The organism is Streptomyces sp. NPDC001339 (assembly GCF_042895955.1).
GTDB lineage: Bacteria > Actinomycetota > Actinomycetes > Streptomycetales > Streptomycetaceae > Streptomyces.
In genome coordinates this window covers 1-15,201 of sequence record NZ_JBIAWT010000009.1, presented here as the reverse complement: position 1 = coordinate 15,201, position 15,201 = coordinate 1, and the positions used below count along the sequence as shown (strand labels likewise).

The window sequence follows — 15,201 nt, the reverse complement described above, 5'->3', positions numbered from 1 at the left end:
GGGCTCAGATGGCCACGAGCGTTCCTCGGCATGACTTCCACGGACAAGGCGACGGAGGTTTTGGAACCGGTCGTCGCGGCCGCCCAGGACGCCATCGAGGGGGGCGTCGCATGACGGGGATAGGCGAACTGTGATCACTGACGACGATGTCCTTACTCTCCTGGTCGAGCGCATTCCTGAGACCAGACATCTTGTCGAGGAGAAGTACGAGCTCCAGCAGGATGAGGCACTGCCGACAGTCGACACGGGGCTGGACCTGTACGCGAACCTGATCGACCTCCTGACGAGGCCGGTTCTCCTGCCAGCCTTGGAGCAGGCGGAACCGGACAGCAATCTGCTGCGGCGATGTTTCGGTTTCGTGGAGGACATCTACGACGGCGCCGGGGAGCATCGGCGCAGCACCGTCTATTTCCAGATATTGGAGTGCCTCCTTGAGGCAAGGCCGTACCTGGAGAACGCCATCCCTTACTTGCGAGGGTCAGTCAGGGAGCGGGTGTCGCACATGCTCCAGTACTACGAGGTCGAGTGCTACGAGCACGGCTTGCCCTCGCTCTGAGCAAACGCCGTGCGAGTAGCCGTTCGCGCCACCGATCTTGTGCGGAGCCAGATGACCAGGGCTGCGACGGTAGCGGTGCTGCTCAGCTGCCTTGCGCGGTACTCGCGCATACCAGCGCCGGACGAATCCGCCGCAGTCGACGAGCAGAACGACACCAATGGCTATGTAGGCCAGCGCGAGTCCGATCCCCATATCGAATGCATAGGTTCACAACAGCCCCATTCGGCTGAAAAACGGGTCAAAGGACAAGGAGTTGGCAGTGCGAATAGAGCGTCACCGAGTCGGCGAGGCAGCGGTTTCGGCAGCGCATACGGACTTCGCGAACCGAATCGGGGGTCAGGTCCGGTCCATGTCGCGGGGTGGCCGGATGACCACGTACGAATGGCAGTGCTTGGCCGAGGAGTTCCTCGACTACCTCGGCGCGCTCTCCGTGCACACGCCCGACCTCAACAGCCCGGAGGCCGAAGCCGTCCTCAAGGACGCCACTGAGGCTGCGGCCGGCGCCGTCGCCTACGCGGCATACCATCCGCACTGCTCCTTCCACATCTTCCTCAACTACGTGAACTTCGGGATGAGCTACGAGCCGGGCGAGAAAGACCATCCTGAGGAGCGAGTCACCCCTCAGGAGTGGATCGACGCGTTCTGTCTTGTGATCCTCTCGGACAAGGCCAAGTGGCACGGCGAAGCGTTCCATTTCGCCCGCCAGAAGTTCCGCGAGAACGCAGGCGATCCCGCCGTCGAACTCGTCAACGGCTTCATGGCCCACGTCATCGGCGACACGGGCGACGACGCGGACTACCCGCCGAGCGCCCAGGAGAAGCTCGCCGCCCTCGACGCCGCGCTGGCCCGGATCGGGAACCGGGAACAGGAGGACGGCAGACGCCTCCTCGACCACCCGCACGCCGTGGGGCTTACGACTCTGCGCGCCTTGGCCGCCGAAGACCAGGAAGCCTTCCACTCCGGCCTGACCGCCCTTCTGCTCCCGCACAGCGCCCTGTCCGGCCCGGGCGCCCAGCCACGCAGCCTCCTCCCGCTCCTCCCGCTCGCCCTGACCGCGCTCGCATACCGCAACCTGGGCTGGGAGCCAGCCCTCGACACCGACTACCTCCCGCACGCCCTGGTCACCGGATTCGAAACCCCCGGCCCACGGGTCGAGGGCCTGGGCCGCAACCGGCGCCCGGACGCAGTCGCCGCACTGGCCGCCGGCCCCGTTCTCATCGAGCGGCCGGACCGCCCTTTGCCCCTGCACCCGGAGAGCGAAGCTCTGTTCGAGCAGCACACCCGGGAAGCCATCACCCCCGTGGACGGAAAGCTCCTTGCCGTATGGCCGGTCGCGAGCGCCCTGCAGGATCAGGAGATTCTCTTCAAGACCCGCGCCTCCCACTCCGACGATGTCACCGACGCCCAACTCGCCACCCTGCGCCTGGCCTCCCAGCTGGGGGCGGCCCTGTTCCGTATCGCCTTGGCCGAGCCGGGCACCGAGGCCGAGGTGACGATCGACGGCCGCACGCTCCGCTACCCAGCGACCCGGGACGAGGACACAAGCCCTGGCCACTGGGAGATCGCCACCAACTTCGCCCTGATCACCGGCGCACGCGAGGACCTCGCCCCGCTGGTCCTCACCGGCCCTACCTACAGCCTCAAGGACAGCTCCGCGTTCGCCTCCTACCGTGTGGCCCTCCACGACTACCTCAGGGCCGCCGACCCCGAGCCGGCGACCGAGCAGGCCCTGCGGGAAGCCGAGAAGGCCAAAGACTGGGGCTTCTTCCCACCGCCCGCAGTCCTCTTTTCACAGCTTGTCGACGGCGACGAGGAGAGCTTCAACCTAGCCTTGGCCGACGCCCTCGAAGCCCACCGCGACCACTACCGGGTCGCTGACCGCGCGGACGACTGCGACGCTGCCATCAACCTCGACATCCTTGCCCTGACCTGCCACGCCCGCCGCAAGGGCTGGAACATCCGGGTCACATCCCCCTACTTGCCGCAACGCCTGCTTCAGACGGGAGCGTTGTTGCCTGACGCCAACGCGTCGTCCCCGAACGCTGACAGCTGTGACGTCACGTGACCGTCGGCGTCCGAAGTCATGCACCGGACGCGGTCGGCACACAGCTCTGGGATGAGGTCGTCTAGGTACGCCTGACCCGCCAGGCGACCGGCCCGGAGTCACGAGCGACTGCCCGCGGACGAGGAACTGCCCGACCTCACCGAAGCGCCACCCGGTCCTTCCCGGGGCCGTATGCACGCCCGCGGCCGCGACCGGGGCCCGGAGGAACTCATGATCGACGATAACGAAGGACCAGGCGAGGAGCCCCTCATTCTCGTCTGGCCAGCTCCAGCCGCTCCCGAGGTCGCTCACAAACTGTCTGATCAAGTAGGGGCAGAAGTCCGCTGCAGGGCCTGAGCCGACCAGGGTCGGGGACTGGGCAAGGAGCATCTGCCTCCGCGCCAGTCCCCGACGGCCAGCCGCACCTGGTTCAGAGCTGCGAAGACAGGGGCGGCTCCTGGTGGAGGGCCTTGGCGGTCTTGCGGTCTTCGACGCGCTGTACGGCTTCGCCGGTGCCGAGAATCGCGGCGACCAAGGCGAGGATCAGTCCGCTCGGCAGGTCCTCAACGTAGTAGGTGACGAGAGACAGCGCCGCAGCGGCTATGGCGTACAGGCGAGTGCTGTGGGTGTGGATGAAGTCGATCAAGGTGTCAGCTTCCGTAGGCGAGTCGGTGCAGAAGGCCCCAGCCACGACGGCCGATCGCCGGATCGTTGGGGCTGCCCGTGGTGAACAAGTTGTGCTTGCGGTTGAAGCCGGCCACAGCTTTCTGGGTCTGGGGTCCGTAGTTGTCGGAGAGCGGCACCGAAGGGTCGAGCCATCCGGTGTCCTTCAGCGCCTGCTGAAGACCCTTCGCAGACGGTGACGAGCGACCCGGAGCAAGACCGTCCGGAAACGGAGGCGGGACATACGAGTCCCCACTCGTCTCCGCCGGGACCACGAGCTTCTGCCCCGGCTTGATGACATACGGGGCAGTGATCTTGTTGGCCTGAGCGATCCGCTCCCAGCGGATGCCGAGCTTCTTGCCGATGCCGGAGAGCGTGTCACCGCTCGTGACGACGTAGGCCGAGCTGCCGCCGTCGCTGGAGCCCCCGCCGGAAGGCTGCGCCTTCAGCCGCGCGGCGACCCGCTCGCGCAGCCAGCCCATACTGAAGCCCTTGGGATCGATCTTCCCCGGCTGCCACTCCAGATGCCCGATCACACTGGCCGCACTCCAGCCGTGCACGCGGCACAGCGCCGTAGCCGCGCGCTCGATAGCGTCCAGCTGGGCAGACGGCCACGGATCCTCGCCGTCGCCGAGGTTCTCGCACTCGAAACCGTAAAAGTGCGTATTGCCGTCCGTATCGGCTTCGTCTGCCTTCGGCAGCGCCCGCTCCGCGATGACGGCCCGCAGCACGTCCCCGTCGCCGCGGCCGGCATGGTTGGCACGGCCGTGCCCGACCAGGTGCACGGTGCCGTCCTTGGCGATCACGCCATGGCACAGCGGTCCCGGCAGCCCGTCGTATCCGCGCTCGCAGATGCTGACGGTGTTGCTGGTGCCGGAGGTCACCGTGTGATGGATCATGATCCCGTTGACCGGGCCCCACGGCCCCTTGTGATTCCTGTTGTGGGTTCTCCACCCTGACCGCTCCGCCACACGCACGCCCTCGGCGCGCAGCGCAGCAACGAGACGGTCAGCACTGATAGGTGTCGCCACGTTCGACGCTCACTGTTCTCCCCGCGCCCAAACTCAAAACTCAACCGCCCCCCATCGCCCCAGCTATGGGCTCGTGCCGCGCGCTGCGAGCCACAACTGCAGCGCCATCAACAGCACCGGCGAAACGAACGAACTGAAGACCAACCGGCGCGTCGCCGCGGTCTGCGCCTGGTCCTCACGGCGCTGTTGCTCGGCACGCTCCGTCGCCTGATCATGCTCGCCACGCAGCCCAGCCAGGCCGGCCTCGACCTGACTGATGCGCTGATCGACCGCTCGTTGATCGGCCCGGTAGACATCTTGGGTGACCACCCGGTCCAGGCGGGCGGCAAGCTGGGCGAGATCGCCGCGCAGGTCCTCACGCAGCTGCGACACGGCACGGTGCAGTTCCCACAGTGTGGGCTCGGCGCTCGGCGGCACGGACACCGATCCTCCTGGTGGCCCCACGCCTACCTTGATCGTACGGGTGCGGACGCTCCGACCGTGTCTCTTGTGAGTCTCGCACCTTGTGTCGTGGGAACTTGCAGGTAACGATACGAAAGCCTTAGTTGGTGGTTCTTAACGGATAGGTTTAGCAGTATCTTTCTTTAGCGTTTTAGGTTCAGGGATTGGCCTAATCTTCTATCCTTAGGGGCACTCGTAGGTTGGAGTGTGAGGCAATGAGTAGTTGTTGGCGGCGGTTCTAACCATCAAGCTGGCCCGGCACCCGAAGGGGGAGGCCCTGCTCCGTCGAGCAGAGCAGGGCCCCTGGGGTGCGGCCCTTTAGCGGCCGGCGACCGTGGTGTTAACGGCACCACGGTCGTCGGCTACAGAACGATGTCCACCAGCTTCGCGACCACCGCAGAGACAAACGATCCCACGACGATCAGGGCTAATTCGCGTCGTCCGAGCCTCTGGACCAGTTGCCTCAGCCACTGGAGCAGATCCCCGACGTGCCGTCGACGCATTGGCCACCTCCTTTTGGAGCACCCGAACCCGTTGTCCGGGTGCGCGAGCTGCCGAAGGGGCTGCGTGCCGTGGCACAGATCGATGTTACGTCCAGCGCGTCACACAATGAGGCAAGTTGCGGAAAACCAGCGCCGCAACGGATTTCGTGCTTGGTCAGTCGGCTCGGCAGCTCACTCCATCGAACCCCACCCAGGTACTCCGGTTGCCGGTCATCGGAAACAGCTGAAGTGTGCCGTCGACGCCAATGTCGATCCGCAGGATCGTGCCGTTCGCTGTGGACGGGACGAGTACGTGTCTCCGTACGGCGGGGCGGTACCCCTCGGGCAGGACGGCGAGTTGGCGTCCGGGCCGGATCTGGGGGTCTTTGAGGGTGACGTAGCCGGACAGCTCGATGGTGCGGTGAGCGGTGACCCGGACCATTGCGGGGCTCGTAGCGTCGGAGCTCACGTCGGCCGCAAGCGCAGTGATGCGGGTCCAGTCAGTTCCTGTGTGGGTGATCCAGCCGTCGACGGAGATGCCGGCCGTGGTGAAGGCAGTCTGGGTGTCTTCAGCGTTTGAGGCGGTTCGGACAGTCACCTTCGCTCCTTCCATGGTCAGGAAGGAGCGGGCGCCGAGGTTCCCCGAACCTCCGGGGGCGTCCCTGCCGTCTTCGACGTAAATCTCGCAGCTACTGGTGCCGGTCGGCCCGTTGGCGCTGACTCCGCGTAGCTGAGACTGTCCGTGGTCCCTATTAAGCCCGGATGTAGCCGTGAGGTTGAACGAGCCGCCGCGCACGCCGAGTTGAGGGGACAGGAGGGAAAGGCTAGAAGCGTCTGGGAGATGCCATCGGTCGATCTGTACAGCTGGCGCGGTCAGAGCGGCATAGGGGAGAGCGGTGGCATCGGTATTCACGCTGGCCTTCAGCGTGCCCGGCGCCTTTTCCATGTCGGAATCCGAGTACAGGAGGATCGACGGGATCGCTTCCAGCGGAGCGGGCGGTTCAGGTGTGACGACCACGCGGTTGCCGGATGCTGCGGTCCGCACGGTGGAGCCGGTGACGATCGCGCCATTGATGGTGCCACCGGTGATGTGCTTACCCGAGATGGCGTCCGCGGCAAGGGTGTCCGCGGTGACCGCCCCCGCTTGGAGATCCGCGGCAGCCGCCCGACGAGGCGTTCCGGCCACGGCAGTGCTGGCGGGGCCTGCGGCGCCGGACAGGCTCCGCCCGCGCAGTCGCACCCACCAGTCGGTGTAGGGCAGCGGCACTGTGCACGACCCGCCCTGCGGCGTCTCGATCGTGTCGCGCAGCGTCCCTTGCGTCGGCTCGAAATCAGGCGACGGACCGACATGGACCTCCACACGGGCGAAGTCCAGCGGAGCCACCGCAGCGTCGGTGAAACTCCCGTCCCACGACACAGCCAGGGCACCAAGGACTGCCTCGACCATCGGGGCGGCAGGTGTGGGAGGCGCAGGGCCGTTGACGACGGTGACGCCGCTGGTGCCATCCGGCTGCTGGCCGACGAGGGCGCGGAGCGACCCTTGCGCGTCGTACACCTCCAGGGCGCCGTCTTCGATCGAGGCATTGGCGAGCTTCGGCGCCCGTGTGAGGGCCTGGACTCGCTTCTCCAACATGGCGAGTCGGGTACCGATGTCGGCAGTCATGACGAGTTTCCTTCGGTTATGCGGCTGTGCCGTAGTGGTATGCGTCCGCGCGGGCGAGGGTGAGGGTGGCGGTCTCGCCGGCCTCGGTGTCAGGCCGCACGGTCCAGCCGGTGATGCGGCACCAGCCGGACCAGTTCGTCCACTGGTCTCGGACGGTGACCCGCACATCGTCGCCGACCTGCCAGGAGCCGATCGGCGCCGAAGGGTGGTCGCGGACGGTGATCTGATCGACCTGGCCGAGGACTTGGCGTCGTAGGCGCTCTGCTTTCGCCCGCTGCGCGAGGACGTCCTTGCCGCGGACCTCTGGTAGCTCCAGGACGTGCTCCAGGCGGAGTCGGTGGTTCCGGGCTGCTTCGACTGCGCGTTGCTGGGCGCGGCCTTCGCCGCTGCCGGTGGCGATGACGACTTGGGCGTAGTCGTCGGCGCTGTAGGTGATGGGGGTGGAGCCGATGATGTTGATGCCGCTGGTGAACGCCACGTCGGTGCGGCGGGCTCCCAGGCGGGGATATCCGAGCTGAATACGGCGGACGGGCCGCCGGTGCTCGCCCCACCAGGTGGAGCAGGTGTAGTCGGGGGAGTCGGGGGCCTTTACGAGGCCGTCGAAGTGATCTCCCAGGACAGGGGTCTCCCACCAGCGTGAGTGCCACGGTTCGGTAGGCGTGCCCACGGTCGCCGTTGAGGTGGTGGCGTCCACGGTCAGGCCCAGGTCACCGTCCACAACGGACTGGGCGTAGGCCACGATGTCCCGGGCGATCTTGCACGGATCGGTGTTGACGTAGGGGCCGCGCCCACCCAGTTCTCCATCCAGGTCGTGCCGCCGTTGGAGATACGACGACCAGCCCGCGGCCTCGACCTTCAGCTCGCCGCCTTCCGGTTCGGCCTGCCAGATCAGGCCACCCCAGCGCAGCATCCCGTCCCGCTCGACGTAGATCAAGGTGTTGCCCGGATCCGCCAGTTCGGGATGAAGCCAGGCCAGCCGAGGGGCGAGAGTCCCTCGCAGATGCCCAGGACCATTCAGCTCCGGCCCGAACTCCACGTCGGTCAGCGGCAGGTGCGGGGAGAGCCACTCACCGGTCAGCGCATCCTGAGTGAGGTAGCGGTAGGTCACACCGGTCCCTCGGTGAACTCGACGTCGGCGACGATGGACGTGCCCTCGTCGACAGACAGGTCACCCTTGTCTTCTGTATCCATCCGGGTCCGCAGGAACAGCGACCGGTTGGTGCCGCGGTACTCGGCAGGGACCGTGAGAGTGTCGGCAACCACGGCAGTGGTGCGCCGGATCGCTTTGCCCTGGTCATCATCAATGACGGTGCCCTGGCCCACGACATCGCCCAGAATCAGATGCATGACGCCGTAGACATCGGCGAAGTCGAGCCGCAGCCCCGCCAGGGTCACCACGATGATCGCTTTCGTGGCCCATTCCGGAACGGGGATCATCCAGCGCGCCTCGGTCGGCCACGTATGGTACTGGCCGTCGTCCTGCCATGCCTTGCTGCGCTGGGACGGATAGGCGGAGTAGAGGGTGCGTTCCCTCCGCGGATTGGCGACTTTCCGCAGGTCCTGAATCATCGCGGCCGTCACCGTACCCGTATTGGCCGGCAGGTCCAGGCGGGCCAGGGGGATGCCGGTGACGCCGGGAGGCACCGCGGTCGCGGTCTTGGCGACGTTGGGGATGACCTCGAACGTGTTGATGGCATCGGCTGCCGGGTCCAGAGCCCCTTCGTACTCCGGATCTGTGACTCGCAGAACAACGAGATCGGAGCGGGGCGTGGCACCCGTGGGCGCGACGGGCACCGTCGTGGCGCCGATGTTGTAGGCGGTGTAGGAGCCCTGCCACATGTTGGCCTTGCCCCGGACGACGGCCGAGCCGTCGCCCACCTGTACCCCAGCCCCAGGCACCGGCAGCGGCGCCACCTTCAAAGCAGGCGCTTCAGTGACACCCTCCTGGCCGCGGGAGAGATCTTTGATCATCTGCCGGAAAGTCTGCGCCGAATGTGTAGCGCCGTCGACGAGCAGAGGGGCTTGCGCGAGCGTCATGACGTGAGTCCTTGCTGTGAGAGGGATATGTAGGCGTCGCGCCAGGCGACAGTAAGGCGCGCGGTGGCGGTGGGGTCTGTGGCAGTCCAGCGGATCTCGCTGCGTCCGGGCGGCAGGACGAAGTCGTCGAGTCGGGAGGCCGTCGGGACGCTGCCGTCGTTGTCGCGGACGACCTGGACCTGGCCGGGCCGAGTATCGACACGCACCCACTGGCCGGCGGAAAGCGTGACCGGCAGACGCACACAACGACCGCTGCCCACGTGCGTGATCTCCGGGTTCGCGCACGGTCCATAAACCGTCAAGACAGGGTGCGTCTCTGTCCGCCCGTTGTTGGTAACCCAGCCAGGACGCGCCTGCCCGGACGGGTTGCCACTGGTGACGCGGATCGGAGCCTGCACAGGGGCAGTGAATCCGCCACCCGACAGCCAGCCCAGCTTGAGCTGTGCCGTCTGCTCAACGTCCGCGTAGTAGCGCGGATTCGGCGCGGTGAACTCGACATCCAACGGCACCCACCCGAACGCCGCCTCCTCCCATGACGGTTCAGCCTTCCTCAGCCGCCCGAACAAGACCCGCACCGGGGCCCCGGGCCACTTGATCCGCAGCGGCATCACCGCACCGCCCACCGTCCGCACCCGCGGATCGTCCGCCGCTTCCTGCACCTGCGACACGAGGCGGGCCGCGGCCGCCGCATCACCCGGGGTCTTCACGCTGCAGTCGATGCGCAGCGTGCGGGCCTCATACCAGTCCGGCCCCAGCCACGCGGCATCCGCGCCGGGCTGCTCCACCACCTCACCCCGCACCCCAGGACGGCCCAGGCCCTCAATCCGGGCAATCGGAATGTTCGTGCCGTGCCCGAACCGGATTCCAGCGAACTCCAACTGAAAGTCCTCCAGCTCGCCGCTCACCGCAGGACACCTCCACGACGGGCACGGCGCATCTGGTACGCGACGGCGGAGGCGATGTCACCGGCACTCGCGCCGGAGCGCGTGACGTGGATGGTCTGCTGCCCAATGGCCGGCGCCTGGTGCACCACCACGACCCGCGTATTTCCCTGCGCCGCGTCGACGAGCCGTCGCGGGGCAAGCCCGTATCCGAACCGGTCCGCGGTCTCGGCCAGCACAGCGGTCGCACGTCTCCGCTTGGCCTCGGCATGAGGGATGTACGACTCGCCACCGGTCTCCCGCTCGGCGAACTTGATCAGCCCACGCCCGGAGGAATACACACCCGGCTCCCACAGGCCGCCGTCCGCGTACGCCTTCCCGGCGTTCGCATTGACCAGGTCAGCGAGGAACCGGTCAGCCTTGCCTGTTTTCCTTATCTGACTCTTTGCCCGGTTGGCGATCTCAATGAGCCGATCCTCGGCGAGGCCGGTGGACTCGGCGACGGCGTGAATGCCCTTGTTCGTCGCCAGCGCCCCGATCACCTTCACAAAGTCGGCAAGCTGATCGCCATCGAGCGCGCTTGCGGCATTCTTCGCCGCCGAGTTGGCCTGCTCGGCCATATTCCGGTCCTGCACCGCCTGGGTGGCCAGGGCTTCGGCGTTCTCGTCACCCTGCTCGGCAAGCCGCTCGGCCAGGGCGGTGTAACCGCGGGAAACGAGCGTGGCCAGGTTGTCCTGGAACGCTCTGTTGCTTCTCGCCGCGTTGTTCAACTGGCCGGTGAAATCGCCAAGGGTGGAGCGGGCAGTGCCCGCGAGAGCCTTCAGCTGCGTGGCCATGTCGCGCAGGTACCCCTCGGAGCCGCGAGCCATCTTCCGGGTCAGCTCGACACCGTCCTCGCCCATGTCCTCCAAGGCCTTGGCCACATCCGTACCGGCCCGCCGGGCAACGGTCACCAGGTCGCTCCGCCAGCCTTGGGCGGTACGGACCGAGTCACGCAGATTCTTCTCGAACAGGCCCAGGTCAAAGTTCTCCTCGCCGTCCTTGTCCTTGCGCTGCGACTTCGAGATGACACCGGAAAGGGACAGTCCGGAGCTGCCAAGGGGCTGATACGACCAGTTCGACAGGCCGCCATTGGCGTACCAGTCGATCCCGGCCGGATCACCACCGAGCCGCCGCACGATCTCCTCGGTGATCCGACGCGAGCGAGGACGCTTCGACCTTGCCAGCGGCACGTAGCCCTCTCCGTGAGTCTCCGGCTCCGCCCACACCCGCATGGCGCCGGCGGGTGCTATCTGCGCGATGTGGTTCTCGCGCACGCCGCCGTCGGCGTAGTAGTCGATGACCGAGCCGCGTGCCTGCGGGGCCTGGATCATGTCCGGGATGCCGTTGGCGTCCCTGTCCGAGCTGGTGGCCTTGAGGAACACGCCGACGCCGATCGACCGGCCGGTGATCCCGTTGATCGCGCCTTGGATCCGGCCAGCCGCCTCCGTCGCCCCGCTCGTCGGAACGGTGACGGCGACGTTCTTACTGCCCGGTACTTCGGCGATCTTGAAGCCCAGGTCCTCCAGCTGCCTGCGGGCCTCGCCGGTCGGCGCACTCACGGTGACCGTCTTACCGCCCGGGACACTCGCGATCTTCTGCTTGACCTCCTCCAGGCTGTTGACCGTCGCCTGCGTTGAAGCGGTCACCGTGACGTGCTTGCTGCCCGGCGTCTGCCCGATCTTCGCGATCAGCGCATCCAGATCCGCACGCGCCATTCCTGTCGGCGCAGTGACCTGGACCTGCCGGTCCTTGAGATCCTTGATCTTGAAGCCCAGCTCTTCCAGATCCGACCTGGCTTCATTGCTGAGCGTGGAAATGGTGACGGACTGCCGGTCCGGGAACGCCTTGAGCTCCTGCTGCACCGCGATCAGCTCGGACATCGTCTCGTCCATGCCAGCGGTCTGCAGAAGAATCGACACCTGGCTGGGCACGAGCCCGGCCTTATCAGCGAGCTTCGCGGCCTCCTCGGAGGACAGGTCGTAGGCTTCGCCCGCCTTGATCGCGGCCTCGCGGGCCTTCGTCATCTCGCTCTGAGCAGCCTGGAGCGCCTCCGGCACGCTCTTACCGTTGGCTTCGGCGTACTGGTAGGCCGCGAGCGCCGCATCCGCCGAATTCGTCGACAGGCTCTCCAGGAGGTCCCGCAGCTTCTGCCCGTTGCGTGTGACCGTCGCCAGCGACCCATCCATGTTCAGCATCGACTTGCCGTAGCCGTCGGCCTGATCCACACCGTTTTTGATGGTGTCATTCACGTCCAGGACCGACCTGTTCAGCCGGGCCTGCGCGGCCTCCAGATTCACCGACCCGCCAGCGAGAACATTCAGCGCATCGTGCAGGGCACGGGCCCGGCTGTCGGCGTCGGCCGTCGTATCACTAAGGCGCCGCATGGCATCGGAGAATTTCCCAAACGGGCCGACCGTGTCGGAAGCGGACCGGCCACTTTTGCCCGTGGCGTCGGCAAGATCCCTGGCGTTCTTCACCGCCTGCGACATCTCGCCCTTGACGGAGCCGAGCGCGTCGGCAGCCCGCGCCGCGGCCAGACCCTCGTCGTCATACGCCTTAGCGCCACCGCCCGCGGTAGCGATCCACTTCTCATGAGCCTTCGCCGTATCGTTCAGGCGCTTCTGCAGGGTGCCAAGGCCGCCATCTTGCCCCAGGTAGGCATCGGTCAACTGGCGGGCGTTAACACCGGCCTTGGCCATCACGTCAACAAGCCGGGCCTTGCCGTCGAAGACCTTGGCGTCGATGATCTGCTGTGCTGCCGCTGCCCGTACGTTCTCGTTGATGGCACCCCCGGATTCCCGCAATGCCTGGCTGAGGCTGCTGATCCTTGACTGGTGTTCCTGAGCAGCTTGCGCCGCCTTCTGCTGATGATCGGCAAGGATCGACAAACCAGTGCCGGCGGCAGCCAGCGCGACACCCCACGGGCCGCCCAGCGCCCCCATCAGGCCACGGGCCGCACCGCCCAAGCCCACACCGATCGCACGGACCGTCCCCGTGATGGGGCCATTGGCGTTGCGGAACGCCGACGCCATCTGCCCCACCACAGGGACACGAGACTCAAGAACAGCCAGGGCCTGCCCGACACGGCCGATGGACCGCCCAGACTCAGCAGCCCTCTGCTCCTGCTCGCGCATCTGCTGACCAAGCGACTGGTAGGCGCGAACAACCGGACCCGAAACCGTCCGCCCCAGGTCGAGCATCGCCGGGGTCACCCGGCGCGCCAGCAGCATCGCGGTGATCGCAGACTGCACCGGCCCCGGCAGCGACGAAAAGCCCCTCACCAACCAGGCCACGGCGTGCCCGGCCGGCACCAGAGCACCCGACAAGGTTCCGAAACCGTCGGAGGCAAGGTTCAAGACGGTGACGACGAGGTCCAGGCTGCTCGCCCCCTCGTCCGCCTCCTCGCCCATCCCCGCGAGAGCCTGCGCCACAGGTGCTACGGCCTGACCGACATTGCGCAGCACCTGCATCAGCGCACGGCCACCGTTGACCAGCACGTTCAACGCGGCAGCAGCAGCATCGAACGTCACGTCCTTCACCGAGCCGCCGACGCCATCGAAGGCATCAGCGAGGTCATCCAGACCCGATGCTGCCGCAGTCGATAGACCAGGCCCGGCGAGCGTCCACAAGTCGTGCAGATAGTCCAAGGCACCTGCCACCGACGGCGTGGCCTTCCCCAGCCTCGCTGCCAAAAGACGCGTGAACTTCTCCAACGCCGGGGCCGCCGACGTATACAGAACCTGGCCGGTGTTGGACGCCTGGGTCTTCAGCTGGGTGACCGCGCCAGCCAGACCCCTGGTGTGCGAGGCGGCGATCTCACCGGCCGCCCCGGTACGGGCGATGGCCGTGTGCATCTGGTCGAAGCTCTCGACTCCCTGATGCGCCAGCGCGGCAGCACCAGCAAGCGCCGGCTTGCCGACCACATCCGCCAAGGAGCCCAGGAACTCCTTCTGCGACATGCGGTGCTGGGCCTTCTCGAAGCCCTCGATCACTGTCCGCAGGCCCTTGAAATTTCCCTGCGCGTCCCACGCCTCGACGCCGAGCTCCTCAAGGCCCTGCGCCATCCGCTTCGTGGGACGGGCAAGGTTGGTGAGCATTCCCCGCAGAGTGGTTCCGGCTTTGGAGCCGAGGATGCCGGAGCGGGCTAGCATCGCCACTGCGGCCGCAGTGTCCTCGATCGAAATGCCCAACTGGGCGGCGACCGGTCCCGTGTAGGACATCGCGTAGTAGATGTCCTGCAGTCCGCCCGACGCGGCGTTCGCTGAGGCGGCGAGAAGGTCGGCGGCCCGGCCGGCATTGTTCGACGACAGGCCGAACTGGTCCATGACGTCGCCCAGATACCGGGCTGCGTCAGCCGCACTCAGATTGTCTGCCGCAGCAAGCTGCATGGCGGCCCGAGCGTTCGCAATCGACGAGGTACTGGTCTGGCCTGCCTTCGCCAGCTCCAGCATTGCATCGGCGGCCTTGACCGCCGACGTGCCGGGGATCGTCAGATCAGCGCCGAGCTCGCGAGCCTTCGCCGCGGCCTGCACCATCTCCTGGCCGCTGGCGCCGGTGACCGCACCCCACTTGTTGATGGCGCGCTGGTACTCGTTGCCCTCCTTCGCGATCTCCGCCAGGCCGGCAACGATGCCGCCGCCGACCACGAGCTGCTGCAGATGGTGCAGCTCCTGGCGGGAGGAGACGATGCCGTGGTGGAGCTGACGCATCGACGCCTGCCCGTCGGCGCCGACACGGCGCAGACCACCACGTGCTCGATCTGCCTCACGGCCGATCCCACGAAGCCCGGACGAGGAGTCGCGAGCCCCCGTACCGATCTGGTGGAGGTGGCGGTTGAGGGCGTCGGTGTCGCGGCCGAGGCCCCGCATGGCGCGGGAGGCTTGCCGGATCTCCGACAGGAGGTTCGCGAAGTCCGCTCGCGCCTGAACGCTGAGCGTGTACGACGACACCTGCTGGTGCCCTTACTCCCCGCGCCCCTCACATATCCCCTCCCGACGCCGGGCGGCTGCGGCGTGTTCGATGAGTCAGTTGATCTTGGGCCGGTGCGGAATTTCTTCGGTCTCGCGGTTCACGCTGCGGGGCTTCCCAGCCTCTTACCTATGAGGACCCCTCCAGGAAGGACGTGCTGTGGACGACGAGATGCTGGACGACGATGCGGTGATGCGGTGGCTGGGGGAGCGGTACCTCGTACTGCTGGGTGAGGTGACCGGAATGCTAGACATCGAGGCCGGCTTGAGGTCCATCATCAGCGACTCACTGGATACGCCCTAGAGCGTGTCTCTTTGATCGGCTGGTCAGTTGATCGGATGTGTCCGTCCGGTTAGTGATCACTGATGCGATGTGGGGCCGGATCGAGCCGCT

Annotated in this window: 11 protein-coding genes; 3 read left to right on the top strand and 8 right to left on the bottom strand. The window is 66.8% G+C overall.

The window, feature by feature from the left end:
- The first annotated feature begins 130 nt into the window (after positions 1 to 130).
- Together ACFY12_RS25580 and ACFY12_RS25575 are read left to right on the top strand one after the other, a co-directional pair.
- Positions 131 to 556 (top strand): hypothetical protein, encoded by a 426-nt coding sequence (locus ACFY12_RS25580; RefSeq protein WP_390718236.1) that lies wholly within the window; start codon positions 131 to 133, stop codon positions 554 to 556.
- Between the two features lie 367 nt (positions 557 to 923).
- On the top strand, positions 924 to 2,621 hold the full coding sequence (locus ACFY12_RS25575; RefSeq protein ID WP_390718235.1) for an Imm49 family immunity protein: 1,698 nt from the start codon (positions 924 to 926) through the stop codon (positions 2,619 to 2,621).
- A 409-nt stretch (positions 2,622 to 3,030) separates the two neighbouring features.
- Here ACFY12_RS25575 and ACFY12_RS25570 read toward each other — a convergent pair whose 3' ends face one another.
- From ACFY12_RS25570 to ACFY12_RS25535, 8 genes are all read right to left on the bottom strand, one after another.
- Positions 3,031 to 3,246, bottom strand: a complete 216-nt coding sequence (locus ACFY12_RS25570) for a hypothetical protein (RefSeq protein ID WP_390718234.1) — start codon at positions 3,244 to 3,246, stop codon at positions 3,031 to 3,033.
- Between the two features lie 4 nt (positions 3,247 to 3,250).
- Entirely contained in the window at positions 3,251 to 4,294 is a 1,044-nt protein-coding gene (locus tag ACFY12_RS25565; RefSeq protein ID WP_390718233.1) for an N-acetylmuramoyl-L-alanine amidase, read from the bottom strand.
- Between the two features lie 63 nt (positions 4,295 to 4,357).
- Positions 4,358 to 4,717, bottom strand: coding sequence for a hypothetical protein (locus ACFY12_RS25560; RefSeq protein ID WP_390718232.1), 360 nt, complete (start codon positions 4,715 to 4,717; stop codon positions 4,358 to 4,360).
- Between the two features lie 675 nt (positions 4,718 to 5,392).
- Positions 5,393 to 6,880, bottom strand: a complete 1,488-nt coding sequence (locus ACFY12_RS25555) for a hypothetical protein (RefSeq protein ID WP_390718231.1) — start codon at positions 6,878 to 6,880, stop codon at positions 5,393 to 5,395.
- A gap of 16 nt (positions 6,881 to 6,896) precedes the next feature.
- Positions 6,897 to 7,988, bottom strand: a complete 1,092-nt coding sequence (locus ACFY12_RS25550) for a hypothetical protein (RefSeq protein ID WP_390718230.1) — start codon at positions 7,986 to 7,988, stop codon at positions 6,897 to 6,899.
- Positions 7,985 to 8,917: a hypothetical protein gene (locus tag ACFY12_RS25545; RefSeq protein ID WP_390718229.1), complete on the bottom strand. Its 933-nt coding sequence runs from the start codon at positions 8,915 to 8,917 to the stop codon at positions 7,985 to 7,987. The genes ACFY12_RS25550 and ACFY12_RS25545 overlap by 4 nt, the downstream gene beginning before the upstream one ends.
- Positions 8,914 to 9,822 carry a hypothetical protein gene (locus ACFY12_RS25540; RefSeq protein WP_390718228.1) on the bottom strand — a complete coding sequence of 303 codons (909 nt, stop codon included), beginning with the start codon at positions 9,820 to 9,822 and terminating at the stop codon, positions 8,914 to 8,916. Before ACFY12_RS25540 ends, ACFY12_RS25545 begins: the two co-directional genes overlap by 4 nt.
- Positions 9,819 to 14,789, bottom strand: a complete 4,971-nt coding sequence (locus ACFY12_RS25535) for a phage tail tape measure protein (RefSeq protein WP_390718227.1) — start codon at positions 14,787 to 14,789, stop codon at positions 9,819 to 9,821. The genes ACFY12_RS25540 and ACFY12_RS25535 overlap by 4 nt, the downstream gene beginning before the upstream one ends.
- Positions 14,790 to 14,967: 178 nt before the next feature.
- Here ACFY12_RS25535 and ACFY12_RS25530 point away from each other — a divergent pair, with 178 nt between their 5' ends.
- A complete protein-coding gene (locus ACFY12_RS25530; RefSeq protein WP_390718226.1) occupies positions 14,968 to 15,111 on the top strand; it encodes a hypothetical protein in 144 nt (47 codons plus the stop codon).
- Positions 15,112 to 15,201 lie beyond the last annotated feature (90 nt).

Coding starts and splice junctions, on each gene's coding strand:
- ACFY12_RS25575 (WP_390718235.1), top strand. CDS start 924: ATGACCACGTACGAATGGCAGTGCTTGGCCGAGGAGTTCCTCGACTAC.
- ACFY12_RS25555 (WP_390718231.1), bottom strand. CDS start 6,880: ATGACTGCCGACATCGGTACCCGACTCGCCATGTTGGAGAAGCGAGTC.
- ACFY12_RS25545 (WP_390718229.1), bottom strand. CDS start 8,917: ATGACGCTCGCGCAAGCCCCTCTGCTCGTCGACGGCGCTACACATTCG.